Below are 26203 nucleotides of genomic sequence, written 5' to 3'. Positions count from 1 at the left end.
GCAGAGCGCGGGTGAAGGGTCAGGCGATGCTGGGGGTGGCCGACGGTTTCTGCGGGCGACTGCGCATCAGCAGGTAACCGATGATCAGGATATTCAGGCCGTTCCAGGCAATACCGTTGATAAAGGCCATCTGGTAGTTGCCGGTCACGTCGTAGATCCAGCCGGACATCCAGCCACCCAGTGCCATGCCGAGGATGGTCATCATCATCACAAAGCCGACCCGCGCACCGGCCTCTTTCGGGGGCATGTATTCGCGCACCACCAGCGCATAGCTGGGCACGATGCCACCCTGCGCGAGGCCGAACAGCGCGCTCACCAGATAAAGCGGCACCATGCCGTCAAAGGGCAGATAGAAGAACAGTGCGATACATTGCAGGACCGAGCCGATCAGCAGGATCGCCACGCCGCCGAGCCGGTCCGCAGCAAGGCCTGAAAGGATCCGGCTGACCACACCGCCCAGCAGCATAAGCGACAGCATCTCCGCCCCCACCGCAGGCCCGTAGCCAAGGCCGACGCAATAGGCAACGATATGCACCTGGGGCATTGACATGGCGACGCAGCAGCCGATCCCGGCAAGTCCCAGCAGCCATTGCAGGGTGCGCGCGGACATGCCGGTGCTGCGCGCATTGAGCGCCGAGGCGGCATCAGAGGCGGCATAGGCCTCTGCCGGGACTCGGCGCCGCAGCAGCAGCGCAAGCGGGATCACCACGGCAACGGTGATCGCGGCCAGGGCAAAATAGACCATGCGCCAGCCGCCAGTCTCCAGCAGACCGGCCAGCAGCGTCGGCCAGATCGCACCCGAGAGGTAGTTGCCGCTGGCCACCAGTGCCACGGCGATACCGCGCCGGCGCAGGAACCAGTGCGAGATATCTGCGATCAGAGGGCCGAAACCTGCTGCTGTGCCGAGACCCAGAAGCAGGTGTGTGAGAGACAGAACCGCCATCGTCGGCGCAAAGGTAGAGAGCACATAGCCCGAAGCCGTCGCGGCAACGGCGCCAATCAGCGCGAGGGTAATGCCAAACCTGTCCACCAGCCGCCCAATCAGCAGGTTGCCAAGGGCAAAACCCACCATGGTGAGCGTATAGGGCATGGAAGAGGCCGCGCGCCCGGAGCCGAATTCGGCTTCGACGGCGGGCATGATGACGATGATCGCCCACATGCCCACATTGGCCACGGTTGCAATGGCCAGGGTGATGAGAAGTCGAAGCCAGGAATAGCGGCTGTCAAGGATCGCGGCAGTGTTCATGCCGGCACGCTAGGGCGCGTGCCGGCGGGCTGCAACTGAATTCGCCATCACGAATTCGCGTCTGCGGTTACTTCGGAAGGATGACCTTGTCGATCACGTGGATCACGCCGTTCTCGGCCTCGATATCGGCGGTGACCACGCTGGCATCATTGACCATCACACCCTTGTCGAGATCAATCATCACCGCGCTGCCCTGCACGGTTGCGGCGCTCATGTCGTCGGTAAGGTCACCGGACATCACCTTGCCCGGCACCACGTGGTAGGTCAGGATCGACACCAGCTTTTCCTTGTTCTCGGGCTTCAGCAGGTCTTCGACCGTGCCTTCGGGCAGGGCGGCAAAGGCGGCATCGGTCGGGGCGAAGACGGTGAAAGGACCTTCGCCTTTCAGCGTGTCCACCAGACCGGCGGCTTTGACGGCGGCGACCAGGGTGTTGAAGTCTCCGGCGCCGACAGCGGTGTCGACGATATCCTTGGAATGACCGCCTGCGAAGGCCGCTCCGGCCATGAACAGCGTGGCTGCGGTGGTCGTCATCATCTTGCGGAACATCTTGGTCTCCTCATGTGTTTCGGTTGTGCGACACCTTTCGTGAGGCATCGTGAGACCTACGGCAGAGGAGGCGGTCCGGATGAACCGGGTTTTCGCCGGGAGGGGTTTGACAAGAAAACCGCCGGAGCTAAGCCCGGCGGCGTCATGATTTCCAATCAACAAAACGTGATCAGGCTGTGAGTGATCCGTGACCCTGTTTCGGCGCGGGCCGGTTCAGTCGCCTTCGAATTCGCACAGGACGTGGACGTCCATTCCGAGATCCTCAAGCTTCTTGCGGCCGCCCAGATCGGGCAGGTCGACAATGAAGGAACAGGAGATGATCTCGCCCCCCAGCCGCTCGATCAGCTTGATCCCGGCGCCTGCGGTTCCGCCGGTGGCCAGCAGATCATCGACCACCAGCACCTTTTCTCCGGGCTGGATGGCATCGTCGTGGATCTCGACAATCGCTTCGCCGTATTCCAATTGGTATTCTTCGCTGATGGTGGTGCCGGGCAACTTGCCTTTCTTGCGGATCGGCACAAAGCCGACGCTCAGCTGGTGAGCGATGGCGCCGCCCAGGATGAACCCGCGCGCCTCAAGACCCACGACCTTGTCGATCCGCTCACCGGCGTAGGGGTGCAGCATCTGGTCGATGGCCATACGGAACCCGCGCGGATCGGCGAACAGGGTGGTGACATCGCGGAACATGATCCCTTCGTGCGGGAAATCGACGATGGTGCGGATGTAGTCTTTGACGGCGGTTTTCTTGGGCATGGAAGGCTCCTGCTTGCGGGAACGGATGGCGCGGATGGGTGCGGCCCGGACCGGTAAAGGGGCACCGGAGCCGCCACGGGGTTTGGCCGAAGCGCGCCGCCCATGCAAGGAAAACCTTGCGATCCTGGGCTGCCCGGTGCCGCAGAGAGGCGGTGAGCGGGCCCAAGACGATTAGAGGGCGATCAGGCGCTGAGCACGCGGCCTGCCACCGCATCCAGTTTGGCCAGAACCGCAGGGTCGCGTTTTTCGGGAGCGGTCATGATGGCGTATTCAAGCGCCCGGTCGCAGCCATGCGGACAGGGCGCGCGCTCGGCGCCCAGAATGCCTGGCAGGCGACGCACGAGTTCACGCCCGTTGCTGGAGTTGCCCTGCAGCGTGGCCAGGATCTCGGTGATGTCCACGGCGCCGTGGTCGGGGTGCCAGCTGTCATAATCGGTCACCATCGCGATGGAGGCGTAACACAGCTCTGCCTCGCGGGCGAGTTTGGCTTCCGGCATGTTGGTCATGCCGATCACGTCGCAGCCCCAGCTTTCGCGGTACATTTTGCTTTCCGCCACCGAGGAGAACTGCGGCCCCTCCATGCAAAGATAGGTGCCGCCGCGGTGCACGGTGATCCCGGCATCGCGCGCTGCCGCCTCGGCCGCATCGCTGAGCCGCTCGCAAGTGGGGTGGGCGACGCTGACATGGGCGACGCAGCCGGTCCCGAAGAAGGATTTTTCCCGTGCAAAGGTGCGGTCGATGAACTGATCGACGATGACGAAATCGCCCGGCGCCATGTTTTCGCGAAAAGACCCGCAGGCAGAGACGGAAAACACATCTGTAACGCCCAGCCGTTTCAGCGCGTCGATATTGGCGCGGTAGGGCACTTCGGTCGGGGAATGCACGTGGCCACGCCCATGCCGCGGCAGGAAGGCCATTTTCACGCCGTCCAGCGTGCCGGTCAGGATCTGGTCTGAGGGCGTACCCCAGGGGGTTTCAACGCTGACCCACTCGGCCCCGTCCAGCCCGTCGATATCGTAGATGCCGGAGCCGCCGATGACGGCGATCATGGTGTCCTTGGTCACGTCCTATTCTCCTGCTGATGTTGCTTCTTGGGTATGCGCAAGACGGCGCCCTTTTGGCAAGCCCCGCTGTCTCACGATGCCGAAACCGGATGGGCTGGGCGCAGGTAACCCCGTGCGAGAGGTCAGCGCTTTGGTGTCGATGCGCGGGTCAAGGCGCTGTCCATCATGCGCCGGAAGGTGGGGCACTGACTGTGGTCCGGAGCAGTGCATTCTGCCACGTGGCGCAGCGCACGGGACAGAACACGGAGCTCTCGGATGCGCTGCTCGACCTCATCTGCGCGCGCGTGCAGTCTTTGGCGGTCCAGATCGAACCCGTCTGCATTGCCCAGCATGGCGCCTATCTCTTGCAGGTTGAACCCGGCTGTCCGTCCCATGGCAATGAGCGCGAGCCGGTCCAGAACGCTGTCGTCATACTGACGTCGCAAGCCCTTCCTGCTGTCGGCGCGGATCAGGCCGATCTCTTCGTAGTATCGCAAGGCAGAGGGTTTGACGCCGCTGCACCGGGCAACCTCGGCGATGTCCAGAGATTTCATCTTGACCTCAAGCTGGCTTGAATTTGCACACCTCAGATCTCTAGCAGTTTGAGTTATGAAACAGGAGCAAATTATGGAGATGCATTGGAGCCTGATCTGGCAGGTCACTTTCGTTGGGAGCGTTGCAACTGCGCTGATTGATGTCGCAGCATGGGCGCGAGGCCGCTGGATGGGCGTGCCGGGGCCGAACTGGGGACTTGTCGCACGCTGGGTGTTGGGTCTTTTCCAAGGACGCCTGATGTTGGGCGCCGGGGGAAAGAAGATGCCCCCAAGGGGTTTTGAAACCGCGCTGGGTTGGATGTTTCACTATGCGGTGGGGGGCGCGCTAGCCTTTGGCCTGTGGGGCATAGTTGGCGCAGGATGGCTTCAGGCACCGGCCTTTGGTCTGTCACTCGGCTACGGAGTATTGACGGTGGTCTTGCCCTTTTGCCTGTTGCAGCCCGCAATGGGTTTGGGATTTGCCGCCCGCAAGACAGCCTTTCCGTGGCGCGCTCGATTGAACAGTCTGATCACGCACGGTCTTTTTGGGTTTGGTCTGTTTTTGGGCAGTGCGCTATTGCAGGTGATTTCAGCCCGCTAACCAAAGGGCGAGAGGAGGTCAGATCGGATCACGAGCCTTGCCCCCAAGGCCAGTTTCAGCTAGGGGCGGGCCACAACGTGACCTCCTCCAACCGCAGGTATTCTTGATGAAACGCGCCGCCATGGCCCTTTTGGCCAATCGTATTTCCCCGCCGAACCTATCCATCATGCAGGACGAGGGCTGGTCCGTGGGCCGCGTGCGCACCGAGCTGTTGTCGGGGCTGACCGTGGCGTTGGCGCTGGTCCCCGAGGCGGTGGCTTTTGCCTTTGTCGCCGGGGTGCACCCGCTGGTGGGTCTTTACGCGGCCTTTATGGTGGGGTTGATCACGGCGCTGATCGGCGGACGGCCCGGCATGATCTCGGGGGCGACGGGGGCGCTTGCGGTGGTCATGGTGGCGCTGGTGGCGGAACACGGCGTCGAGTATCTTTTTGCGACCGTGGTGCTGATGGGCATCCTGCAGGTGATCGCCGGGGTGATGCATTGGGGTAAATTCATCCGTCTGGTGCCGCATCCGGTGATGCTGGGCTTTGTGAACGGTCTGGCCATCGTGATCTTCCTGGCGCAGCTCACGCAGTTCAAGGTCCCCGGCAGCGGTGGCACCGAGTGGTTGTCCGGCCTGTCGCTTTATATGATGCTGGGGCTGGTGGCCCTGACCATGGCGATTATCTGGGGCACGCCCAAGATCACCTCGGTGATCCCGGCGCCGCTGGCGGGCATTGGCATCGTGGCAATCCTTGTGATCGCACTGGGCTTGGATGTACCGCGGGTCGGCGATCTGGCCTCGATCGAAGGCGGCTTTCCGGCCTTTCACAATCCCTTTGGTGATGGCATTGGCCTTTATGGGACTGCGCTGGCGCCGTTCAATCTGGAAACCCTTGAGATCATCCTGCCCTATGCGGTGATCCTGGCCGCCATTGGTCTGATCGAAAGCCTGCTGACGCTGAACCTGGTGGGCGAAATCACCGGCAAGCGCGGCGGTGCCAGCCAGGAGTGCATCGCGCAGGGCACCTCGAATATCGTCACTGGTTTCTTCGGCGGCATGGGCGGCTGCGCCATGATCGGCCAGTCGATGATCAACGTGAAATCGGGTGGCCGCACCCGGATCGCCGGTATCGCGGCGGCGCTGTTCCTGTTGACCTTTATCGTCGTGGCTTCGCCGCTGATCGAACAGATCCCGCTGGCGGCGCTGGTGGGGGTGATGTTCATGGTGGTGATCGGTACCTTCGCCTGGAACAGTCTCAAGATCATGACCAAGGTGCCGCTGATGGATGCCTTTGTGATCGTGCTGGTGACGGTGGTGACGGTGATGACCGACCTTGCCATCGCCGTGGTCGTGGGGGTGATCGTCTCGGCGCTGGCCTATGCTTGGAACAACGCGCGCCGCATTCACGCCCGCACCCGCGAATCCGCCAGCGACAAGGGTGCGAAGGTTTATGAAATCGAAGGCCCGCTGTTCTTTGGCTCCACCGATGGTTTCATCGAGCTCTTCGACGTGGCAGGCGATCCCGAGCGTGTGATCGTCGATTTTGCGAACAGCCGGGTGGTGGACCAGTCTGCTCTGCAGGCGATCGAGGCGCTGGCCGGAAAGTACGAGGAGGAGGGCAAGACCATCGTGCTGCGTCACCTCAGCCGTGATTGCCACCAGCTCCTGTCCAAGGCCGGCCACTTGATGGTCGACAGCGACGATGACCCGGAATACGCGCTGGCGGTGGATTACTCGGTCAAGACCGGGGTCCTGGGCGGCCACTGACCGTCTAGGTCAAGTCTGGAAAATAGAATGGGGCCTCCGGATGCGGAGGCCCCTTTTTGATGTGTGGAGGGTCTGGGATAAAGAGGTCTCGGGCTCACCTAAGCAGCAGCCCCGGAACCGCCCACGCGCGGCCTTGCTGGCACGAACCCTGTCCCGCGCGACAAGCAAAATGGCCGTATCCACGCCCCTGTTTGGGGCGCGGAGCCTCGGCAATTTGGCTTGCACTTGGTCCGGCTTCGTGCCCGCAGGCTTGCGTCGAGGGCGGCTCCGAAGCAGCAGCTTGGGCAGGTGTCAGTCGGGCGCGAGGCTTTCGAGCATATCGAGATCGCCGGACAGCAGCGCAGGCTCGGCGCGCAGGATCAGATCGACAGGCCAGTCCCACCATTTGAGGGCCAGAAGCCGCGCGATCTGGGGTTTTGAAAACCGGAACCGTTCGGCGCGTCCGGGATTGCCGGTGACGATGCCATAGGCCGGAACCGAGCCGCGCACCACAGCGCCTGCGCCGATGATGGCGCCATCGCCGATGCGCGCACCGGGCAGGATTATCGCGCCATAGCCGATCCAGACGTCATTACCGATCACGGTATCGCGGGTGTCGGGCTGAAAACCTGCCATCTGCGCGGGGTCGAAGACCGGAAAGGGGTAGCAGCTGAGCCCGTCCTGCCCGTGGTTGGCCGAGGCGGTGATGAAACGCGCGCCATGGGCGATCTGGCAAAAGCGTCCGATCACCAGCCTTTCGCGGGCACCGGGGAACAGGTAGGGCGCCAGATGCGACGCCCAGTCCTTTGGCGGATCGAAATCCGAGGCATAGCTGTAGTCGCCCACCTGGAAATTGGGATGGTCCACCGCGCGCGACAGCATCACGGTGCCCGCATGGGGCGTGCCGTCTGGCAGGATGATCGGGTGGCGCAGGCCGGGATCGGGAAGGGGCATGATGGGGCTCAGTCGTCGGGGCGGGCCAGCGAGAAGACCTCGGTCACGCGGGAATAATCGCGGTAACCAAGGCGGGCCAGCGGTTCAAATGTGGTGACGTCGAACATGCCGTCCTTCATGCAGTCATCGCGCAGGTGCACGCCGGTCACTTCGCCAAAGGCGACGCGGTTGGAGACTCCGGGCAGCGTCACGATCTTGGTCAGCTTGCACTCCAGCGCGGCGGGGGCACCGGCAATGCGGGCGCAATTGATGGTCTGGCAGTCCTCGGCGGTAAGACCCGCATGGGCGAATTCATCGACCTCTTTGCCCAAGGTCTGCGAGCTGGCATTCATCGCATCGCGCATGGCGTAGGAGACGATATTGACGCAGAAGACGCCGGTTTCCTCGATATTGGCCATGCTGTCCTTGGTGTTGTCCTGGTCATCCTTGCTGCCGGTGGAGGCAAACATCACCTGCGGCGGGGTATAGGCGACGCCGTTGAAAAAGGAATAGGGCGCCAGGTTGTTGACACCGTCAGCCGAGCGGGACGAGATCCAGCCGATCGGGCGCGGCGTGATCACGGCGTTGAACGGGTTATGGGGCAGGCCGTGGCCGTCTTCGGGGCGGTAGAACATGCGCATCTCCAATTGTTTGCTCAATGCTTAGGCCCGTGCTAGGGCGAATTCCACCCCTTTACGGGTGATTTCGCGGAGGCGTGAGTGGCGTGATCGAACTGAAACCGGAGCAGCCGGACGACCGCTGGGAAGTGGAGGCGCTTTATGATCTGTGCTTTGCGCCGGGGCGTGAGGCGCTGTCCTCCTATCGCCTGCGCGACGCGGTTCCGCCGGTTTCGGGCCTCAGCCTTGTGGCGCGGGATGAGCAGGGCATTCTGGCCGGTGCGATCCGGTTCTGGCCGGTGCATGTGGGTACGGCGGATGCGCTGTTGCTGGGGCCGGTGGCGGTACACCCGACCCACCAGGGGGAGGGGCTGGGCGGGTCCCTGATCCGGGACAGCCTTGCGCGGGCCGCCGATTCTGGCTGGGCGCGCGTCATGCTGGTGGGCGATGCGCCCTATTACCGCCGGTTCGGCTTCGAGAAGCTTGAGGGCGTGTTGATGCCGCCGCCCACCAACCCCGACCGGGTGCTGGGACTGGCGCTGATCGCGGATGCCTGGGACGGTGTTGACGGAGATGTGACCCGCTGGACCCGCACGCAGGATTAAGCGGTCGATCCCGCTTCAACTGGGGGCCTTTTCTCTGCTATCGTGAAAGGAGGATAGGGGCTGTATCCACAGAAACCCTGCAAGCCCAGGTGGTGCCACATTGAACAGATCCGCTCTGTCTGCCATTTCAAAGTCGGGGACGGGGACCGCAACCCAGGTCGCGGCACTGTGCTTTCGTATTACCAAGACGGGCAAGCCGCGGATTCTGATGATCACGTCGCGGGGAACCGGGCGCTGGATCTTGCCGAAAGGCTGGCCGATCCCGGGGCGCAGCCTGGCCGAATCCGCAGCCATCGAAGCCTGGGAGGAAGCGGGCGTGCGGGGCGTTCCGGTGGACAACTGCCTGGGCGAGTTTACCTATGACAAATGGCGCAGCGAATTATCACCTGTGCCCTGTGTCGTGCGGGTCTATCCCGTCATCGTGACGGCCCTGCAGGATGAGTTCCCCGAGCGGCATCAGCGCCAGCGGGCGTGGACATCCCCGCGCAAGGCTGCGGGGCTGGTGCAGGAAAAGGCGCTGAAGAAAATTCTTACCCGGTTTGATCCTGATGGGATCGGCTCTGAACTTTTCAACTCTTGAAGTGAGGTGAGGGGAACGCGTAATGGGCAGTATCCGCTGCGAGAAACGAGATGATACAGTATAGTCTGAAATGCGCCGAGGGTCACAGCTTTGACAGCTGGTTCCAGTCGGCTGCTGCCTTTGACAAACTGGCCGCCGCCGGGATGGTATCCTGCGCCATCTGCGGTTCGCAAAAGGTGGAGAAGGCCATTATGGCGCCGCATGTGCGTCCCGGTCGCAAGTCTGTTTCCCCCTCAACTGACTCTGATACCGACGCCGCGTCCGCGCAGGCAGGCGGAGCATCGCCGCAGGCTTCTGTTCCTGCCCAGGTGCCGGAGGGGGCGCCAGGTGCCCTCAGTGCTCCTGCCAGCGAGCAGGAAAAGGCCCTCCGCGAGCTGCGGCGCCAGGTCGAGGAGAACTCGGACTACGTCGGAAAGGATTTCGTCTCGGAAGCGCGTGCTATGCATTTGGGCGATGCGCCCGAACGGGCAATTCACGGCGAGGCGCGGCTGGACGAGGCAAAGGCATTGATCGAGGACGGGGTGCCGGTTTTGCCGCTGCCTTTCGGTCCGACGCGAAAAACGAATTAAAGGGACAGGCATATGCACGCAGTTGTGACCGGGGCGAGCCGGGGCATTGGCCGGGAGCTGGTAAAGCAGCTCACAGAGGCCGGGCACGAGGTGACAGGCACCTCGCGGGATCATTCCTCGGGGGTGCGGCTTGATGTCTGCGATTCCGGCCAGCAGGCGCGATTTGCCGCCCACCTGGGCGACAAGCCGGTTGATCTTCTGGTCTGCAACGCTGGTGTCTATATCGACAAAGGCATGGCGCTGGAGGATTACACCACTGAGGTCTGGAGCAAGTCCCTGGCGGTGAATGTCACCGGCGTGTTCCTGACTGTGCAGGCGCTGCTGCCGAACCTGCGCCTGTCGGATAACCCGAAAATCGCGATCATTTCTTCCCAGATGGCCAGCCATGCCCGCGCCCCAGGGGGCAGCTATGCCTATCGCGCCTCAAAGGCGGCGGCGCTGAACATCGGGCGCAATCTGGCGACGGATTTGAAACCTGAAGGTATTTCGGTCGGGATCTATCATCCCGGCTGGGTGCGCACTGATATGGGCGGCAGCGAAGGGGATATCTCGGTCCAGGAATCGGCGGCTGGGTTGATGCATGAATTCGACGTGCTGACACTGCAGACGACAGGCTGCTTTCACACCTGGGATGGCCGTATTCACGCCTTCTGAGCCGAACCAACGCGTGTCGCCAAATGAAAACGCCAGAGCGGTCAGGCTCTGGCGTTTTGCTTTATGTGCAGGTCTTTTCTACGTCGTTACTCCCAGCAGCTGACCAGAACGGTCATGCCGCTGGCGTGGCGTACCAGTGCCTCGTTCGACAGGGGCGCGGCGCCGGCGGATTGATCGGCACTGGCGATCCCTGCAGCCGTGATTGCATTGCGCAGCGCGGTGGCATTGATGCCAAAGCTGACGCCTTCGGGCAGTTGGCGGCCCTTGATTTCGCGCGGCAGCAGCATGCCCAGAACCGCACCAGAGGCATCCAGCACCGGACCACCCGCATCGCCGGGCTGGGCTGCGAGATCCAAGCGGATCACGCCGTTGTTGCCATCAAGGCTTTTGATATCGGCTAGGGTGCCGAAGGTCAGGCTGGGAGCGCCCAGAATGCCCTCGTAGGAGAAACCCGACACGGCGATTTCGGATTGCAGGCGCGGCGTCTGGGTGGTGAACCCAGCAACGGCCATCGGGGCCAGGTTCTGGACAGGCTGCAGGATCGCGAGGCCATCCTCGGCATTGTTTGCGGCGACGGTTGCCTGATAGCCATGGTCCAGCGTGATCCGGCTGCAGCCTGCAACCACATCCGAGGTCGTCACCACGGCGCCGTTCTGGTCGACAAAGAAACCGGTCCGGGACAGGCGGGGCTTGCGCACTTCCAGACCGGACACCAGATCGACGCTCTGGCGCACATCGCTGCCTGCGGCGGCGTCCAGCACCCCGTCAAGCCGCTGGAAACTGTTCTGCATGGCGGCCAGCACCCGGGCACGGCGGTCCTCATCCCCGGTCGGCCAGATCAGGGTGAAGCCCTTGATCTCACCATTCTGCAGTCTGACCTCGGTATGAGAGACGATCTGCCCGTTGCTGCCTTCGATGGTGAAGCTGTCGTTGCCGCGCTGCCGGGGGCCGTCCAGAGGAACGATCTCAAGCGTCTGCATGATGTCATAAAGACCGAACAGCGTGTTCTTGTCGCCGCGCTGGCTGATCATCAGCACGCGCACGCCCAAAGAGCCGCGGCTGTCGTAATGGGCAAAGGGCGATTCATAGCGGGAGAAGGCGACTTCACCAGCGGGAATATCCATCGAGATCCCGGCGCCGGTATCGATGACATTGGCCATGCCGACGGAAATCAGCGGCGCGTTGTAATCATCCAGCAGAACCTGACGCTGTGCGGTGGTCAGAACGCCGGTGGGCTCAAAACCCTTGAAGGACTGCCAGTCCGACATGGACCGGCGCGTGCCGCGACCAAAGGCGCCATCGATCGCAGCAGCATAGAAACCGGCGGCTTTCAGGGCGATCTGAAGCTCCTCGCGCTCTTCTCGGGTCAGCAGGCGTTCGCTGCGGCGGGCCTCGGCCGGGGTTTCATCGGGCAGGGTGATTTGCGGCTGCGATTCAACAACAGGTTCGGACACCTGCGGCACGGCCGGAGCCGTGGTCGGAGCCGTCGCGGTGGCCTGATCCTGTGCGCCGACCGGATAGAACTGATTGCGTAGGTTGGCCTGGAAGGCGATGAAGCTGTCGCGGGGGATCTGCCCTTCGCTGCGGTAGACCTGCAGGACCCGTTCGGCATCCTGGCGGGTATAGGGGCCAAGAACGATGCCGTACCAACCTGCGCCAAGGGTGAAACCGGCCACATCGGGCAGTCGCGCGGCATAGCTCTGCGCTTCCTGCTGGGCATCGGCCAGAGACGGGCGGGCCGCGATCTGGATCCAGACGGTCTCCTGTCCGGCTTGTTGCGCCTGTGCTGGGCCAGCCAGAGCAAATGCAAACATATTGAGCGCCAGCAGCAGGGCGGTGACTATTCTTTTCATTACAGGACCTCTATCCCGATGGGGCAATTTGTTGTTGCGCAGATAAGCATTTTGATGGGGTAAAGAAAACTCCTGCAGAAGGGGGAATTCGTGCCTTGATGCAGCAAACCATCACCTTTGCCGCAGCCAGAGGCGCAAAGCATCCCTTACCTTGCCGTTCAAAGGCGACTAGCCGTTGACCCCCGGCGGGGGCTTGCATAGGAAGAACCCCGCATTTGCTGCCCTATTGAGATGTCCCAGAGAGGGATCTGATATGACCCAGACCACCAGCGGCGCCGCCGCGACCACTGCCTCCACCGACGCGCCGCGCTCGTTTCAGGAAATCATCCTGCGACTGCAGGCCTACTGGGCATCCAAGGGCTGTGCCATCATGCAGCCCTATGACATGGAGGTCGGCGCCGGCACCTTCCACCCGGCCACGACGCTGCGCTCGCTAGGCTCGGCGCCCTGGGCTGCGGCCTATGTGCAGCCTTCGCGCCGTCCCACCGATGGCCGCTATGGTGAGAACCCCAACCGCCTGCAGCATTACTACCAGTATCAGGTGCTGATCAAACCCAGCCCGCCGAACCTGCAGGAGCTTTATCTCGGCAGCCTCGAGGCGATCGGCATCGACATGGAGTTGCATGACATCCGGTTCGTCGAGGACGACTGGGAAAGCCCGACCCTGGGTGCCTGGGGGCTGGGCTGGGAAGTTTGGTGCGATGGCATGGAAGTCAGCCAGTTCACCTATTTCCAGCAGGTCGGCGGCCATGACTGCGCGCCGGTGTCGGGTGAGCTGACATACGGTCTGGAGCGTCTGGCGATGTATGTCCTGGGTATCGACCACGTGATGGACATGCCCTTCAACGATCCGAATGCGCCGATCCCGCTGACCTATGGCGATGTGTTCAAGCAGACCGAAGAGGAATACGCCCGCTGGAACTTCGACGTGGCCAACACCGAGGTTCTGCTGCGCCATTTCGAAGAGGCCGAGGCGGAGTGCAACACGATCCTGTCGCAGGCGCATGACGACCCCAAGACCGGCAAGCGCATCATCATGGCGCATCCGGCCTATGATCAATGCATCAAGGCGAGCCATATCTTTAACCTGCTGGATGCGCGCGGGGTGATTTCGGTCACCGAACGTCAGGCCTATATCGGCCGGGTTCGGGCGCTGGCCAAGCAATGCGCCGATGCCTTTGTGCAAACAGCCGCTGGCGGACAGGCCGCCTGAAGGGGACAGACGCCATGCTAGGCAAGGTTCTTGCGATCATTCTTGGATTGTCCGCGCTCGTCGCGGGCGGCGCCATGTACTATCTTCAGGTCTATGGCTTCTATGAAGAGGTCGCGCCGCAACCGGGCCGCGACGTGGTGCTGTTGCCACTTGATGGCAGCGAGCCGCGCCCGATCACCTATGATGATTTCCAGGCCATCGACGCGGACAGCTCTCCGATCCGCTACCGGGCCTGCTTCACGACCGATTTGACGCGGCAGGATCTGGCAGCGGAATTCACCCCCTCCAAGCAGACCGTGCCGCGCAATGCGCCGGGTTGGTTCGACTGTTTCGACGCCGAAGCGCTGGGCGCCGCGCTTGAGGAAGGTACTGCCACCGCTTTCGTTTCAGTGAAGAACATTTCCTATGGTGTCGATCGCATCGTGGCGATCACCGATCAGGGGCAGGGCTTTGTCTGGCACGATATGAACGATTGCGGCAAACAGACCTATGATGGCACCTCTGTGGTGGAGGGCGCCTGCCCGGAGCGGGACGAGTAAACCACCTGACAGCCCATCCGGGGCTGCTGCACTGACTGAAGATTTTTCGCGCCACCGGCGCATCTACCCCCGAGGACCTGGAATGCCCGATCTGCTGATTGAACTGTTTTCCGAAGAAATCCCGGCCCGTATGCAGGCGCGTGCGGCGGCGGATCTGAAAAAACGGATGACCGACGGTCTGGTCGAGGCCGGTCTGACCTATGCCGCGGCCCATGCCCTGTCGACACCGCGCCGTCTGACCCTTGCTGTCGATGGTCTGCTGGCCGAAAGCCCCACCCTGCGCGAAGAGCGCAAGGGCCCCAAGGTCGGCGCGCCGGACAAGGCCGTCGAAGGCTTCCTGCGTGGCGCCGGAATTTCCCGTGATCAGCTGGAAGAGCGCGAGACGCCAAAGGGCGCCGTCTATTTCGCCACTATCGAAAAAACCGGTCGCCCGGCGGCAGAGATCATCGCCGAGGTGCTGGAGACGACGATCCGCAACTTCCCCTGGCCGAAATCCATGCGCTGGGGCGCTGGTTCCTTGCGCTGGGTGCGTCCGCTGCAATCGATCCTCTGCATCCTGTCGGATGAGGGCGGCGCCGAGGTGGTGCCGTTTGAAATCGAAGGCCTGAAGGCGGGCGACAGCACCCGGGGCCACCGCTTCATGGCGCCGGACAGCTTTACCGTCACCGGTTTTGAGGACTATTCCGCCAAGCTCAAACGCGCTTACGTGATCTTGCACCCGGCAGAACGCGAGGCAGCGATCTGGCATGATGCTACCAACCAAGCCTTCGCTGGTGGTCTTGAGGTGGTCGAGGACAAGGGGCTGTTGACCGAAGTCGCGGGTCTTGTGGAATGGCCAGTGGTTCTGATGGGCAAGATCGACGACGATTTTCTGGAGCTGCCGCCCGAGGTGCTGCAGACCTCGATGAAGGAGCACCAGAAGTTCTTCTCGGTCCGCAATCCAAAGACGGGCCGGATCGAAGGCTTTGTTACCGTTGCCAACCGCGAAACCGCCGATCACGGCGCCACCATTCTGGCGGGCAATCAGAAGGTTCTGTCGGCGCGTCTGGCCGATGCGAAATTCTTCTGGGAGAACGATCTGCGCGTGGCCAAAGAGGGTATGTCCTCCTGGACCGAGGCGCTGTCGAACGTGACCTTCCACAACAAGCTGGGCACCCAGGCCGAGCGGATCGAGCGGATTGCCGCGCTTGCCCGCGAGCTGGCACCGGTGCTGGGCGCCGATCCGGACCTGGCCGAACAGGCGGCCCGCGTGGCCAAGGCGGATCTGTCGTCGGAAATGGTCTATGAATTCCCTGAGCTTCAGGGCCTGATGGGCCGCTATTACGCTGAGGCCGCGGGTCTGCCGCAAGAAGTGGCCAATGCCTGCGAACAGCACTATTCTCCGCTTGGCCCGTCGGATGATGTGCCGAGTGAGAAGATCTCGGTCGCGGTCGCGCTGGCGGACAAGCTGGACACGCTGACCGGTTTCTGGGCCATCGATGAAAAACCCACCGGGTCAAAAGACCCCTTCGCTTTGCGCCGCGCGGCGCTGGGCGTCATCCGGCTGGTGCTGGAAAATGACATCCGCACGCCGCTGGACCAGCATATCGACACCCATCTGCTGCGCCACGAGCTGGAACAGAACGGCGATGACGCTGTATCGGCCGGGCTGATGCGCGACATGATCAAGGAAATCGCCGAACATGGCGTCTTCGGCTCCGCAGTGCGCACGGTTCTGGATGCCTTTGACGGCGACCTACCCAAGCATATGGAAGAGCTTAAGGACAGCCTTCCGGATGTGTCGCGCGATCTTCTGACCTTCTTCCACGACCGGCTGAAGGTCTTCCTGCGCGATCAGGGCATCCGCCACGATGTGATCGATGCCTGTATTGCCATGGACGGCAACGACGATCTGACCCTGCTGGTGAAACGCGCCCGGGCGCTGGAGGCCTTCCTCAAGACCGAGGATGGCGAGAACCTGCTGCAGGGCTTCAAACGCGCCAACAACATCCTGTCCCAGGCCGAAGAGAAGGACGGGGTCGAATACTCCTTTGGCGCTGACAAGAAATTCGCCGAGGACGACAGCGAGATTGCCTTGTTTGATGCGCTTGAACTGGGCGAGGGGGCGATCTCCTCGGCCATCGAGGCCGAAGATTTCGCGGCCGCCATGGGCGGCATGGCGGCGCTGCGGGCACCGATCGACGCCTTCTTCGAGGCGGTGCAGGTCAATTCGGACAAGGAAATCGTGCGCCGTAACCGGCTGAACCTGCTGCACCAGATCCGTGCGGTCTGTGGCCAGGTGGCTGACTTGACCCGTCTGGAAGGCTGAACGGCATCCTGAGCATCAGGCCCGAATGAAACTACAGTAAACGCCGCGCTGATTGCGCGGCGTTTTTCGTAGGACGCGGCAGGGTCTTCGCAGGGCACCCGGCTCGGCGTGGATAACGTCAGGAAAATATGGCGTTGCATGGGCTTCTCTTCTGTTCTCCTCTTGCAGGAGCGCAAAGGCGGCTTATGCTGCTAGGAAACTGTGAGTGCCGCAGTGCAGAAAGTTCAGGATAGACAATGCCCGATGCGCCCCTGGCCACGCTGATCACCCAGACAGCCCCAATTGCGACCTCCAGCCATGGCGGGCGCGCCAAATGTCTGCAGCGCTTGGTCCGGCTGGATCTGCCGGTGCCGCGCACCGTTGCCCTGTCTTTTGATGCGGTGCACGAAATCGCCGCGGGAGATATGCCGGATATCAGCGCCATCCTGTCGGAGTTTCCAACCGATGCGCTGCTCTGCGTACGGCCCTCATCCGAAGATCCGGATTGGGGTGGGCCGGGTGCGATCCTCAACATCGGTATGAACGAGGACCGCTGCAAAGGGCTGTGCAATCGGCTTGGAGAAGAGGCAGCAGCGGGTCTGTATTTGCGGTTCGTGCAATCCTATGCGGTGCATGTGGCGCGGCTGGATCCGGACGCCTTTGACGATGTCGAGGACGGCGGCCCGGATGCGCTGCGCGAAACGCTGATGGCCTATGAGGCGGAGACGGATGAGCCCTTCCCGCAGGATCCAGCTGAGCAACTGGCGGCCGTTTTGCGCTCGATGGCGCGCGCCTGGGAAGGCACCTCGGCACGCCTGTTGCGCCAGGCCAAGGGCGCTCCGGCGGATGCTGGACTGGGCCTTGTGGTGCAGGAGATGATTCCGGGGCTGGGGCAGGGGGAATGCGGCTCTGGCGTGTTGCAGCTGGTCGACAGCCGCACCGGTAAGCCGCAGCTCACCGGCCGTTACCTGAGCCAGTCGCAGGGCCGCGAGGCGCTGGGCGCCGGAGCGCGCGCGCTGTTTCTGGAAAAGGACGCCCGGGGTCCCTCGCTTGAGGAACTGGCGCCCACGGCCTTTGCCGATCTGAAATCCTATGCCGGATTGATGCGGCGTCGGCTGCGCGAAGAAATGCAGGTGGAATTCGTCATTCAGGACGACGACGTGCATATTCTCGACGGGGTGCGGGTGGCACGCTCAGCGCAGGCGGCAGTACGGATCGCGGTAGCGCTGGCGCAGGATGGTATTATTCCCCCGCACGAGGCGGTGATGCGGGTCGACGCCCATGCCCTGAACGAGCTTTTGCACCGGCAGGTGCTGCCAACGGCCGAACGGGATGTGATTGGTGCCGGGATCGCGGCCAGCCCAGGCGCTGCGACAGGCAGACTCGTGTTCACGGCGGCCGAAGCACAGGCCAGCGCCGCGCGCGGTGAGCCATGTATTCTGGTGCGTCGGGAAACCTCGCCAGAAGATGTTCGCGGCATGCATGCGGCCGTCGCAGTGCTGACCGAACGGGGCGGCATGACCAGCCACGCAGCGGTGATCGGCCGGGGGCTGGGGGTGCCGTGTATCGTTGGCGCCTCGAATATGAAGTTCCTGACCAAGCAAAAACAGCTGGTGGCCACCGACGGCCGGGTCTTCAAGGCCGGTGACACCGTCACCATCGATGGCAGCAACGGTCAGGTTTTGGCCGGTGAGCCGGAAATGCTGGAAGCGGCGCAGGACGATGCCTTCCAGACCCTTCTGACCTGGGCGGACGAGGCGCGCGACATGGGAATTCGCGCAAATGCGGATACGCCTGCCGACGCCCAGACAGCGCGCAACTTCAAGGCCGAAGGCATCGGGCTGTGCCGGACCGAGCATATGTTCTTTGATCCCGGTCGGCTGACGGTGATGCGCGAGATGATCTTTGCCGAAACTTCGTCCGGACGGGCGGCGGTTCTGGCGCGACTGCTGCCGATGCAGCGGGACGATTTCCGCGAGCTGTTCCGGATTATGGAGGGGCTGCCGGTCTGTATCCGGCTGTTCGATCCGCCCTTGCACGAATTCCTACCCACATCGCTGTCCGGTCAGCGTGAGCTGTCCGAGGCGCTGGGCATTCCCGTCAGCGATGTTACCCGGCGGGTGGAGGAACTGCACGAGTACAATCCGATGCTGGGTCTGCGCGGTGTACGGCTGGGGGTCACAGTGCCGGAAATCTACGATATGCAGGCCCGCGCCATTTTTGAGGCCACGCTTGAGGCTTCCAAGGACGGGGCGCCCGTGGTGCCGGAAATCATGATCCCGCTGGTCTCGGCCAAACGCGAGGTGGAACTGGTCAAGGCGCGCATCGATGCGGTGGCCTCGGCCGTCAGCGCCGAGCGCGGTCAGAAGTTCGATTACCGTCTGGGCGTCATGGTCGAAACGCCGCGCGCTGCCTTGCGCGCTGAAGAGATCGCGCCGCATACGGCGTTTCTTAGCTTCGGAACCAACGACCTGACGCAGATGGCCTATGGTCTGTCGCGCGATGATGCGGGCCGTTTCATGTCGAACTACGTGCAGCAGGGCGTCTTCCCAGAGGATCCGTTCCACGTTCTGGACGTGGACGGGGTCGGAGAACTGCTGAAACTTGGCGCGCAGCGGGGTCGCACGGGCCGCGCCGATATCACCCTGTCAATCTGTGGCGAGCACGGCGGCAACCCCGAATCGATTGCCTTTTGCCGTGAGGCTGGCTTTGATTACGTGTCTTGCTCTCCGTTCCGCGTTCCGGTGGTGCGTCTGGCTGCGGCGCAGCTGGCGATTGGAGAGAAGATCGGCAAGGCCGCTCCAACCTACGTAAAGACTTAATAAAATTCGATTTCAGAAAGCTTTGGCTGGGTCCATCTGGGCGGTTCCCTACTGGGCGCACAGGGACCTGACCATTCGTATAGGTGGACGATCTGCGGATATTCGTTTAGAGCCTGCCACCGCGCAACCTGGGGAGGCCGTGCGCGAGCTGACAAACGAGGATCTGTAGATGAAACTCCTGACGCTGGCTGCCACTCTGGCGGCCCTGACGGTCACGTCACCCATGGCCCATGCCGAGACTGGCCTGAAGTCTCTGTTCGAGCGCGAACAGTCCACCCTGAACGCCGTGCCCACACGCCGCCTGAACGGATTTTTCGGCTTCAAGCGTACCCCATCCAAGCCGGATGTAAAGGACCTGCGGTTCACCCGTGCATGGCTCGACGAACAACCCAAGGCGACTGGCGGCGAAAACTTTGCTTGCCTCGCAGAGGCGCTCTATTTCGAGGCGCGCGGTGAAACCGTCAAAGGCCAGTTCGCTGTCGCCGAGGTGATCCGCAACCGCGTTGAAAGCAGCCAATTCCCCGGCAGTTTCTGCGGCGTGATCAATCAGGGAACCGGCCGCCGCTACCAGTGCCAGTTCACCTATACCTGCGATGGCCACAAAGAGGTCATTCGCGAAAAACGCGCCTTTGAACGCGTGGCCAAGGTGGCCCGTTTGGTGCTTGACGGTGTTGATACCGGCCTGACCAAGGGCGCCACCTATTACCACACCACCGCAGTGCGCCCGCGCTGGAGCAGCCATTTCACCAAAACCGCACGGATTGGCGTACACCAGTTCTACCGTGACGACCGGTTCCGCACCGCTTCCAGCGAGTGATCGGGCAGCAAGGGTGATTGCACCGACCGGATCGCCGTAAAGGCGGTTTCGGTCGCTGGTACGGCGCATGCGGGCCTGCTATGGACGGGGAGACAGATGTACGGTGGACACCGTACGTTTTGATACCGCCAGACAAAGGCCCGCAGCCATGCCCTCAGAAATCCGTCTCGCATTTGAACACCCTTCGGAACGGTCGATCGCGACCGCCAGCGGTGGTCCTCTGGACCGGATCTCGCTGCGGGATCACCTGGTCGAAGTGGAAATCGGCGCCTTTCAGGCCGAGCGCGGCACCACCCAGAGAATCTGTTTCAATGTGGTGGTCGAAGTGGCGCCGCTGCCTGCGGATCTGGATGATGACGTGGACCGCATCCTGTCCTATGACAAGGTGACTGAGGCAATCGCCTATGAGCTGGCCGCCGAGCGGCTGAACCTCCTTGAAACTCTGGCCGAACGCGTGGCCGAACGGGTCCTGCTGGAACCGCAGGCGATCCGCTGTTTCGTGCGGGTGGAGAAACTGGACCGTGGACCGGGGGCGCTGGGGGTGGAAATCGTCCGCTCCAAGGATCAGGTCACGCACACGGTGGACGAAGGCGAAGTCCCGCATCCGCGCCTGATGTACCTGTCCAATGAGGCCATCGACAGCGACAATCTGACCGGCTGGATCGATCAGATGGAGTGCCGCCAACGGCCGCTGATCCTTTGTGTCGGCGCGCATCCTCTTGCGGTGCCGCAGACCGGCCACAAGATGACCCAGCGCCGGATCGACCTGCTGGCGATCGAACAGAACGCCTGGCGTCTGGCAGCCAAGGACCACCGCTGCGTTGTGGTGGCGACCCGGACCGAGTTGGACTGGGCGATGAAAAACGGCCAGATCTGCGTCTGGGCCCCGTCCAAGATCGTGCTGGATGCCGTCGATGGTCCCTCGGCTGCCCCTGCCGAAGCGGTTGCGCTTGCCTCGTGGTTTGCGGCAACATTCGAAGCAGGAGAGATGATCGTGATCGGTGCGGACCTGCCAGCCGATCCGCAGGTGCCCTTGCGCGCCGTCGATATGGAGCAAACCACACTGTGATGTATTACCGCCCGCTGGTGCAGCACGGAGACCTCCGCCCCGAAGGGGCGGTGCCCCTGGCGGGCGGATCTTCACTGTGGTTTTCCGAGGCAGAGGTGCTGAGCCGCGATGCGCCGCCGCGCCTTATTCCAGCAGGGCTTATCCCGGAAGACATCTGTCACCGGCTGAGTGGCCGCCGCGCTGCGATTGCCGGTCTTGATATGACCCAGCCGCAGGTCATGGGGATTCTGAACGTCACCCCGGACAGTTTTTCAGACGGCGGCCGCCACAGCGGGGTAGAGGCAGGCTGCGCTGCCGCCCTGCGGATGGTCGAGGAAGGCGCTTCGATCATCGATGTGGGCGGCGAATCGACCCGCCCCGGCGCGGATTTTATCCCCGAGGACGAGGAAATCGCCCGCACCGCGCCGGTGATTGCCGCCATCCGCGAGGCGTCGCAGGTGGCCATATCCATCGACACCCGCAAGGCCGAGGTCGCCGCGGAAACGCTGGAGGCCGGGGCCGGGCTGATCAACGATGTGTCGGGATTTACCTTTGATGCCGCATTGGCGCCGCTGGCGGCGCAGGCCGGGGTGCCGGTCTGCGTGATGCATGCGCAGGGCGATCCCGCCACCATGCAGGAAAACCCGGTTTATGAAAATGTGCTGCTGGACGTCTATGACTTTCTGGCGGCGCAGGTGGACCGGCTCGAGGCGACTGGGGTTCTGCGGGACCGGATCGTCATCGATCCCGGCATCGGCTTTGGCAAGACGCAGGAGCACAACCTGACCCTGCTGCGTAATCTTAGCCTGTTTCATGGTCTTGGCTGTCCCATCCTTTTGGGCGTGTCGCGCAAGGGCTTCATCGGCAAGATCGGTCAGGCACCTGCACCAGATGCCCGCGCGCCGGGATCAATCGCTGTCGGGCTGGCTGGTCTGGCGCAGGGCGTTCAGATCCTGCGCGTGCATGACGTGGCAGAGACCGCGCAGGCCGTGCGCCTGTGGCAGGCTGTGCGCTGAAACAGGCTTAGGCGCGCGAAAACAGGCGGCGCAGGGCGCCCCATTGGCTGATGCAGAGGCCGCTCAGGATCAGGGCCATCGCCAAAAGCATCGAGGCGGGTAGGGCTTCGCCCAGAAAAACCGCACCAATGACCACGGCCCAGACAGGCACCTGATAATTCGTCAGGGTCATGAAGGTGGGCCCGGCCTCGCGTACCACAATCACCCGCAGGAAATTGGCGGCAGCGGTTGGGATCAGCCCCAGGAAGGCGATAATCGCAAGAGTGTGCGTATCCGGCATGACCGGAGGGCCTTCTATGGCCCAGGCTGTGGGCAGGATGATGACGCTGCCGATGACCAGCAGGATCGCGGCAAGACCCACCGGATCGACGGGCGGCAGGCGGCGGGTCAGGATCGAGCTGACCGCATAGCATCCTGCGGCAGAGAGGCAGGCGATACGGCCCAGAAGTTCCAGCTCTGAATTGCTGCTTTCAAAGGCCTTGCCGCCGATCAGCAGGGCAACACCGACAAAACCGATCACAAAGCCGATCACACGCCGCAGGATCATGCGCTCGCCGGGTACAAAAAAATGCGCCAAGGGGAGCACAAAGAGCGGGATTGCTGCCATGCTAAGCCCCGTGAAGCCGGCCGAGACATGCTGCTGTCCCCAATTGATCAGCATGAAGGGAAGGGCCGTGCTGGCAAAGCCGATAATCAGAAGAGGCGTCCAACTGGTCTGCGCCTTGAATAAACCACCGCCTCGCAAGCCCCAGATTGCACAGAGTAAAACGGCGGCAAAGCCAATGCGTCCGGCTGCCAGCCAGAAGGGCGTAATCCCTTCCAGAGCCACTTTAATCAGGGGAAAAGTGCCGCCCCAGACCAGCCCGAGGGTGGCGATCATGGCCCAGTATTTTCCCATCCGCTCTGGCATCTTTTCGCTGTCCCTAGTTCGCCTGCAAGTGATTGCCCCAAGGTGGGGCAGTCAACCTGACTGACACCCCTCTTGCGTCAGCCGCGCGACAAGACCCGAGCGCTGCGCCGAGGTCAACCAATTAGTCTTTGGTTCAGGAGGGCGTTCAGGATTGCGAAGGGCTTGTCGGTTGTCTCAGGAATGGGCAGGGGCGCGGCGGCGGGGCGTGCGGCTCAGCAGCAGCCCGCCAAGGATGAGCACCAAAGCTGCAAAGAGCTGTGGTGGCAGGGTCTCGTTCAGCAGGGTGGCGCCGAACAGCACCGACCAGACTGGCACCTGATAATTCACCGTCGACAGGAAGGAAGGCCCGGCGCTGCGGGCGATTTGCACCAGCAAAACCTGCGCCAGCGCGGTGGGCAGCAGCCCAAGGTACAGAACCGCTGCCAGCGGCGTTGTCTCCGGCAACTGCGGGACGCCCTCGGCCCAGAGCGCGGCGGGCACAATCATCATGGCAGCACAGCTGAGCGCCGCCGCCGAGAGCGACAGCATATTCACAGAGGGGCAGAGCCGGGTGATGATGGAGCCGACCGCATAACAGAGCGCAGCGCCAAGGCAGGCAAGGCGCGCAAGCGATTCAAAATCCGTGCCCGCGCTGCTGAAGGCCTCAAGCCCGATCAGCACAACCACGCCTGCAAAGCCGGTCAGGAAACCGATACTGCGCCGCAGGGTCATATGCTCGCCCGGCACCAGAAAATGCGAGAGTGGCAGTACGAAGAGCGGCACAACTGCCATGCAGACCCCGGCAAAACCGCTGGCCACATGGGTCTGCCCCCAGCTGAGCAGGGTAAAGGGCAGCGCGTTGCTGAAGAAGCCCATGCCAAAGGCGCAGGCCCAGATCAGCCGCCCGGCGCGGTTGGTTATCGGCGGCAGTGAGATCCCCATGGCGCGGATGATGGCCAGCAGGCACAGGGCGCCAACCGTGATCCGCGCGGCTGCGATCGTGACCGGCCCAAGACCATCCAAAGCGACCGAAACCGCCATGAAGGAGGCGCCCCAGATCATGCCGAGAAACAGAAGCTTGATCCAGTTGAGGGTGCCGGGGCCGTCGTGCATGGGAATACTCCGAAAACAAAAGAGGCGCTTCGGTTGCCCGAAGCGCCCTGCAGAGGAATAAGGCGGCGGGACAGGCCCGCCAAGCCGAAAAGGCGCCTTAGTTCTTTTCTTTGTCGACCATCTTGCCGGCCGAGATCCAGGGCATCATGTCGCGCAGTTTCTCACCGACCTGCTCGATCTGGTGTTCGTCGTTCAGACGGCGGGTGCCTTTGAAGAACGGCTGGCCAACGGCGTTTTCCTGCATGAAGTCACGCACGAATTTGCCGGTCTGGATGTCGGTCAGAACCGCTTTCATCCGGGCTTTGGTTTCGTCGTAGGGCAGGATGCGCGGACCCGAGACATACTCGCCGTATTCGGCGGTGTTCGAGATCGAGTAGTTCATGTTCGCGATGCCGCCTTCGTAGATCAGGTCGACGATCAGCTTCACTTCGTGCAGGCACTCGAAATAGGCCATTTCCGGCGCGTAACCGGCTTCGACCAGGGTTTCAAAGCCCATGCGGATCAGTTCAACGAGACCACCGCAGAGAACGGCCTGCTCACCAAAGAGGTCGGTTTCGCATTCTTCGCGGAAGTTGGTTTCGATGATGCCCGAGCGGCCGCCACCGATGGCGGAGCAGTAGGACAGGCCGATTTCCAGCGCCTTGCCGGTGGCGTCATTGTCCACGGCCACCAGGCAGGGCACGCCGCCGCCTTTGGTGTATTCGCCGCGCACGGTGTGGCCGGGGCCTTTGGGCGCCATCATGATGACGTCGACGCCTTCTTTCGGCTCGATCAGGCCGAAATGCACGTTCAGGCCGTGGGCGAATGCGATGGCTGCGCCGGGCTTGATGTTGTCGTGGACGTATTTCTTGTAGGTCTCTGCCTGAAGTTCATCGGGCATGGTGAACATGATCACGTCACACCAGGCTGCCGCTTCGGCGATGCCCATGACCTGCAGGCCTTCGGCTTCGGCTTTCTTGGCCGAGGCAGAGCCTTCGCGCAGGGCGACGACAAGGTTCTTTGCGCCGCTGTCGCGCAGGTTCAGGGCGTGGGCGTGGCCTTGCGAACCGTAGCCCAGGATGGCCACTTTCTTGTCCTTGATCAGGTTCACATCGCAATCGCGGTCATAGTAAACGCGCATGTCAAAATCCTCCGGTTGACGTTTGATGGTGATCATAGACAGTGAGGGGGCGATTGCGATGGATCTGCGCGCATAAATCGCGCTCATTTTGCAATAGTCATTCGTTGATTTGATCTATATTGACTAGATCATGCTTGATGATCTGGATCGGCGCATTCTGCGCCACATGCAAAGCGAGCCGGAACAATCGATTCCGGATCTTGCTGAACGGTTGGGCCTCACGCCATCGCGCCTGTCGCGGCGGCTGGAAAAGCTGCGCGAGACAGGCGTCATTCTGGGCCAGCACGCGGTGATCGACTGGCGCGCTCTGGGCTATGCGGTAGAGGTCTCCTTGCGGGTGACACTGGACAAGACCAACCCGCGCGCCTTTGACGAATTCCTGGAGGCCGCGCGGCTGATCCCCGAGGTGCTGGAGATCCAGACCTTTCTGGGGCAGGTCGATGTGCGCCTTTCGGTGATTGCCCGCGACATGCCGCATTATCAGGAGATCTACCGGGCCCAGATCCTGACCCTGCCGCATATCACCGATATCGAGGCGCTGATGCATGTGGCGCGGATCAAATCGAACGAAAGCCTGCCACTATGAGCCGCAGCGATCTCGACGATATCGATTTTGCCATCCTGCGGGCGCTGTCGCAGGATGCCACCCGCACTGCCGGGGCGCTGGGGCGGGAACTTGGCCTCAGCCAGCCCGCCACATGGCGCCGTATCCGCCGCCTGCAGCAGGCGGGGATCCTGCTGGGGCGTCGTCTGGATCTGGACCGCAAGAAGCTAGGCTTTGGCGTGACAGTGTTTCTGGGCATCAAGCTGGCGACCAAGGGGCGTGTCAGCCTTGAGGACTTCGAACGCGCGGTCTCTGCCATCCCCGAAGTGGAAACGGTGGAGCATATCCTTGGCATGTATGACTACCGCCTGCGCGTCACCGCCCGGGATATCGCCGATTTCGAACGGGTGCTGCGGCGCCGGATCATGACCTTACCTGGGGTCGGCAACGTGGACGCAAACGTGCTGCTCTCCGAAGAACGCAGGCCGGGGCCGCTGGGATAGGCTGCGCTTTGTCGATGATCGGAAACCCG

General features: G+C 62.6%; 26 protein-coding genes. 15 read left to right on the top strand and 11 right to left on the bottom strand.

The window, feature by feature from the left end:
- Positions 1–19 precede the first annotated feature (19 nt).
- From SM766_RS05405 to SM766_RS05385, 5 genes are all read right to left on the bottom strand, one after another.
- Positions 20–1246, bottom strand: a complete 1227-nt coding sequence (locus SM766_RS05405; protein ID WP_274831285.1) for an MFS transporter — start codon at positions 1244–1246, stop codon at positions 20–22.
- A gap of 67 nt (positions 1247–1313) precedes the next feature.
- Positions 1314–1793 carry a fasciclin domain-containing protein gene (locus SM766_RS05400; protein ID WP_274827765.1) on the bottom strand — a complete coding sequence of 160 codons (480 nt, stop codon included), beginning with the start codon at positions 1791–1793 and terminating at the stop codon, positions 1314–1316.
- 213 nt (positions 1794–2006) lie between these two features.
- On the bottom strand, positions 2007–2546 hold the full coding sequence (locus SM766_RS05395) for an adenine phosphoribosyltransferase (RefSeq protein ID WP_065272715.1): 540 nt from the start codon (positions 2544–2546) through the stop codon (positions 2007–2009).
- Positions 2547–2728: 182 nt separating this feature from the next.
- Positions 2729–3595, bottom strand: a complete 867-nt coding sequence (locus tag SM766_RS05390) for an S-methyl-5'-thioadenosine phosphorylase (RefSeq protein ID WP_065273734.1) — start codon at positions 3593–3595, stop codon at positions 2729–2731.
- Positions 3596–3732: 137 nt separating this feature from the next.
- Entirely contained in the window at positions 3733–4143 is a 411-nt protein-coding gene (locus tag SM766_RS05385) for a helix-turn-helix domain-containing protein (protein WP_368947167.1), read from the bottom strand.
- 55 nt (positions 4144–4198) lie between these two features.
- Here SM766_RS05385 and SM766_RS05380 point away from each other — a divergent pair, with 55 nt between their 5' ends.
- Positions 4199–4723, top strand: coding sequence for a DUF2938 family protein (locus SM766_RS05380; protein WP_368947166.1), 525 nt, complete (start codon positions 4199–4201; stop codon positions 4721–4723).
- Positions 4724–4829: 106 nt separating this feature from the next.
- A complete protein-coding gene (locus SM766_RS05375) occupies positions 4830–6473 on the top strand; it encodes a SulP family inorganic anion transporter (protein WP_274827768.1) in 1644 nt (547 codons plus the stop codon).
- A 291-nt stretch (positions 6474–6764) separates the two neighbouring features.
- Here SM766_RS05375 and SM766_RS05370 read toward each other — a convergent pair whose 3' ends face one another.
- Positions 6765–7406, bottom strand: coding sequence for a CatB-related O-acetyltransferase (locus SM766_RS05370; protein ID WP_065272718.1), 642 nt, complete (start codon positions 7404–7406; stop codon positions 6765–6767).
- Positions 7407–7414: 8 nt separating this feature from the next.
- Positions 7415–8020, bottom strand: coding sequence for a flavin reductase family protein (locus tag SM766_RS05365; RefSeq protein ID WP_368947165.1), 606 nt, complete (start codon positions 8018–8020; stop codon positions 7415–7417).
- Positions 8021–8109: 89 nt separating this feature from the next.
- On the opposite strand from SM766_RS05365, the gene SM766_RS05360 reads away from it, so the two are divergent.
- The 4 genes from SM766_RS05360 (at position 8110) to SM766_RS05345 (ending at position 10410) form a co-directional block, all read left to right on the top strand.
- Positions 8110–8607 carry a GNAT family N-acetyltransferase gene (locus SM766_RS05360; RefSeq protein ID WP_368947164.1) on the top strand — a complete coding sequence of 166 codons (498 nt, stop codon included), beginning with the start codon at positions 8110–8112 and terminating at the stop codon, positions 8605–8607.
- Between the two features lie 100 nt (positions 8608–8707).
- Complete coding sequence (locus tag SM766_RS05355) at positions 8708–9187, top strand: NUDIX hydrolase (RefSeq protein ID WP_065272719.1); 480 nt, start codon at positions 8708–8710, stop codon at positions 9185–9187.
- Positions 9188–9237: 50 nt separating this feature from the next.
- Positions 9238–9756: a DUF1178 family protein gene (locus SM766_RS05350; protein ID WP_368947163.1), complete on the top strand. Its 519-nt coding sequence runs from the start codon at positions 9238–9240 to the stop codon at positions 9754–9756.
- Between the two features lie 12 nt (positions 9757–9768).
- Entirely contained in the window at positions 9769–10410 is a 642-nt protein-coding gene (locus SM766_RS05345) for an SDR family oxidoreductase (protein ID WP_274827773.1), read from the top strand.
- Positions 10411–10496: 86 nt separating this feature from the next.
- On the opposite strand, the gene SM766_RS05340 is transcribed toward SM766_RS05345, so the two are convergent.
- Positions 10497–12263: a trypsin-like peptidase domain-containing protein gene (locus tag SM766_RS05340; protein WP_368947162.1), complete on the bottom strand. Its 1767-nt coding sequence runs from the start codon at positions 12261–12263 to the stop codon at positions 10497–10499.
- 253 nt (positions 12264–12516) lie between these two features.
- Between SM766_RS05340 and SM766_RS05335 the strand changes: the two genes are divergently transcribed.
- The 7 genes from SM766_RS05335 (at position 12517) to folP (ending at position 22005) form a co-directional block, all read left to right on the top strand.
- On the top strand, positions 12517–13476 hold the full coding sequence (locus SM766_RS05335; protein WP_065272723.1) for a glycine--tRNA ligase subunit alpha: 960 nt from the start codon (positions 12517–12519) through the stop codon (positions 13474–13476).
- Positions 13477–13490: 14 nt separating this feature from the next.
- Complete coding sequence (locus SM766_RS05330; protein WP_368947161.1) at positions 13491–14015, top strand: DUF6446 family protein; 525 nt, start codon at positions 13491–13493, stop codon at positions 14013–14015.
- An 82-nt stretch (positions 14016–14097) separates the two neighbouring features.
- Positions 14098–16323 carry a glycine--tRNA ligase subunit beta gene (gene glyS, locus SM766_RS05325; protein WP_065272725.1) on the top strand — a complete coding sequence of 742 codons (2226 nt, stop codon included), beginning with the start codon at positions 14098–14100 and terminating at the stop codon, positions 16321–16323.
- A 236-nt stretch (positions 16324–16559) separates the two neighbouring features.
- Complete coding sequence (locus SM766_RS05320; RefSeq protein WP_065272726.1) at positions 16560–19124, top strand: putative PEP-binding protein; 2565 nt, start codon at positions 16560–16562, stop codon at positions 19122–19124.
- Positions 19125–19293: 169 nt separating this feature from the next.
- The gene (locus SM766_RS05315) at positions 19294–19941 is read left to right on the top strand and encodes a cell wall hydrolase (RefSeq protein WP_065272727.1); all 648 of its coding nucleotides are present in this window, start codon (positions 19294–19296) and stop codon (positions 19939–19941) included.
- 148 nt (positions 19942–20089) lie between these two features.
- Positions 20090–21010: a dihydroneopterin aldolase gene (locus tag SM766_RS05310; RefSeq protein ID WP_065272728.1), complete on the top strand. Its 921-nt coding sequence runs from the start codon at positions 20090–20092 to the stop codon at positions 21008–21010.
- Positions 21007–22005 carry a dihydropteroate synthase gene (gene folP / locus SM766_RS05305; protein ID WP_368947160.1) on the top strand — a complete coding sequence of 333 codons (999 nt, stop codon included), beginning with the start codon at positions 21007–21009 and terminating at the stop codon, positions 22003–22005. Before SM766_RS05310 ends, folP begins: the two co-directional genes overlap by 4 nt.
- Before the next feature lie 7 nt (positions 22006–22012).
- Here the strand turns inward: folP and SM766_RS05300 are convergent, their stop codons facing one another.
- The 3 genes from SM766_RS05300 to ilvC form a co-directional block, all read right to left on the bottom strand.
- Entirely contained in the window at positions 22013–22915 is a 903-nt protein-coding gene (locus SM766_RS05300) for a DMT family transporter (protein ID WP_274839468.1), read from the bottom strand.
- 174 nt (positions 22916–23089) lie between these two features.
- On the bottom strand, positions 23090–24007 hold the full coding sequence (locus tag SM766_RS05295) for a DMT family transporter (RefSeq protein ID WP_368947159.1): 918 nt from the start codon (positions 24005–24007) through the stop codon (positions 23090–23092).
- A 97-nt stretch (positions 24008–24104) separates the two neighbouring features.
- A complete protein-coding gene (ilvC, locus tag SM766_RS05290; RefSeq protein ID WP_065273738.1) occupies positions 24105–25127 on the bottom strand; it encodes a ketol-acid reductoisomerase in 1023 nt (340 codons plus the stop codon).
- A gap of 130 nt (positions 25128–25257) precedes the next feature.
- On the opposite strand from ilvC, the gene SM766_RS05285 reads away from it, so the two are divergent.
- Together SM766_RS05285 and SM766_RS05280 are read left to right on the top strand one after the other, a co-directional pair.
- Positions 25258–25713, top strand: coding sequence for an Lrp/AsnC family transcriptional regulator (locus tag SM766_RS05285; RefSeq protein ID WP_065272732.1), 456 nt, complete (start codon positions 25258–25260; stop codon positions 25711–25713).
- Positions 25710–26174 (top strand): Lrp/AsnC family transcriptional regulator, encoded by a 465-nt coding sequence (locus SM766_RS05280; RefSeq protein ID WP_274827781.1) that lies wholly within the window; start codon positions 25710–25712, stop codon positions 26172–26174. Before SM766_RS05285 ends, SM766_RS05280 begins: the two co-directional genes overlap by 4 nt.
- Positions 26175–26203 lie beyond the last annotated feature (29 nt).

Source organism: Pseudophaeobacter sp. A-200-2 (assembly GCF_041008815.1).
Classification (GTDB): domain Bacteria; phylum Pseudomonadota; class Alphaproteobacteria; order Rhodobacterales; family Rhodobacteraceae; genus Phycobacter; species Phycobacter gallaeciensis_A.
The sequence above is the reverse complement of the archived record's forward strand: the minus strand, read 5'-3'. Positions and strand labels throughout refer to the sequence as shown.

Coding starts and splice junctions, on each gene's coding strand:
- SM766_RS05405 (WP_274831285.1), bottom strand. CDS start 1,246: ATGAACACTGCCGCGATCCTTGACAGCCGCTATTCCTGGCTTCGACTT.
- SM766_RS05400 (WP_274827765.1), bottom strand. CDS start 1,793: ATGTTCCGCAAGATGATGACGACCACCGCAGCCACGCTGTTCATGGCC.
- SM766_RS05395 (WP_065272715.1), bottom strand. CDS start 2,546: ATGCCCAAGAAAACCGCCGTCAAAGACTACATCCGCACCATCGTCGAT.
- SM766_RS05390 (WP_065273734.1), bottom strand. CDS start 3,595: ATGATCGCCGTCATCGGCGGCTCCGGCATCTACGATATCGACGGGCTG.
- SM766_RS05385 (WP_368947167.1), bottom strand. CDS start 4,143: ATGAAATCTCTGGACATCGCCGAGGTTGCCCGGTGCAGCGGCGTCAAA.
- SM766_RS05380 (WP_368947166.1), top strand. CDS start 4,199: ATGAAACAGGAGCAAATTATGGAGATGCATTGGAGCCTGATCTGGCAG.
- SM766_RS05375 (WP_274827768.1), top strand. CDS start 4,830: ATGAAACGCGCCGCCATGGCCCTTTTGGCCAATCGTATTTCCCCGCCG.
- SM766_RS05370 (WP_065272718.1), bottom strand. CDS start 7,406: ATGCCCCTTCCCGATCCCGGCCTGCGCCACCCGATCATCCTGCCAGAC.
- SM766_RS05365 (WP_368947165.1), bottom strand. CDS start 8,020: ATGTTCTACCGCCCCGAAGACGGCCACGGCCTGCCCCATAACCCGTTC.
- SM766_RS05350 (WP_368947163.1), top strand. CDS start 9,238: ATGATACAGTATAGTCTGAAATGCGCCGAGGGTCACAGCTTTGACAGC.
- SM766_RS05345 (WP_274827773.1), top strand. CDS start 9,769: ATGCACGCAGTTGTGACCGGGGCGAGCCGGGGCATTGGCCGGGAGCTG.
- SM766_RS05340 (WP_368947162.1), bottom strand. CDS start 12,263: ATGAAAAGAATAGTCACCGCCCTGCTGCTGGCGCTCAATATGTTTGCA.
- SM766_RS05335 (WP_065272723.1), top strand. CDS start 12,517: ATGACCCAGACCACCAGCGGCGCCGCCGCGACCACTGCCTCCACCGAC.
- SM766_RS05330 (WP_368947161.1), top strand. CDS start 13,491: ATGCTAGGCAAGGTTCTTGCGATCATTCTTGGATTGTCCGCGCTCGTC.
- glyS (WP_065272725.1), top strand. CDS start 14,098: ATGCCCGATCTGCTGATTGAACTGTTTTCCGAAGAAATCCCGGCCCGT.
- SM766_RS05320 (WP_065272726.1), top strand. CDS start 16,560: ATGCCCGATGCGCCCCTGGCCACGCTGATCACCCAGACAGCCCCAATT.
- SM766_RS05315 (WP_065272727.1), top strand. CDS start 19,294: ATGAAACTCCTGACGCTGGCTGCCACTCTGGCGGCCCTGACGGTCACG.
- SM766_RS05310 (WP_065272728.1), top strand. CDS start 20,090: ATGCCCTCAGAAATCCGTCTCGCATTTGAACACCCTTCGGAACGGTCG.
- SM766_RS05300 (WP_274839468.1), bottom strand. CDS start 22,915: ATGCCAGAGCGGATGGGAAAATACTGGGCCATGATCGCCACCCTCGGG.
- SM766_RS05295 (WP_368947159.1), bottom strand. CDS start 24,007: ATGCACGACGGCCCCGGCACCCTCAACTGGATCAAGCTTCTGTTTCTC.
- ilvC (WP_065273738.1), bottom strand. CDS start 25,127: ATGCGCGTTTACTATGACCGCGATTGCGATGTGAACCTGATCAAGGAC.
- SM766_RS05285 (WP_065272732.1), top strand. CDS start 25,258: ATGCTTGATGATCTGGATCGGCGCATTCTGCGCCACATGCAAAGCGAG.
- SM766_RS05280 (WP_274827781.1), top strand. CDS start 25,710: ATGAGCCGCAGCGATCTCGACGATATCGATTTTGCCATCCTGCGGGCG.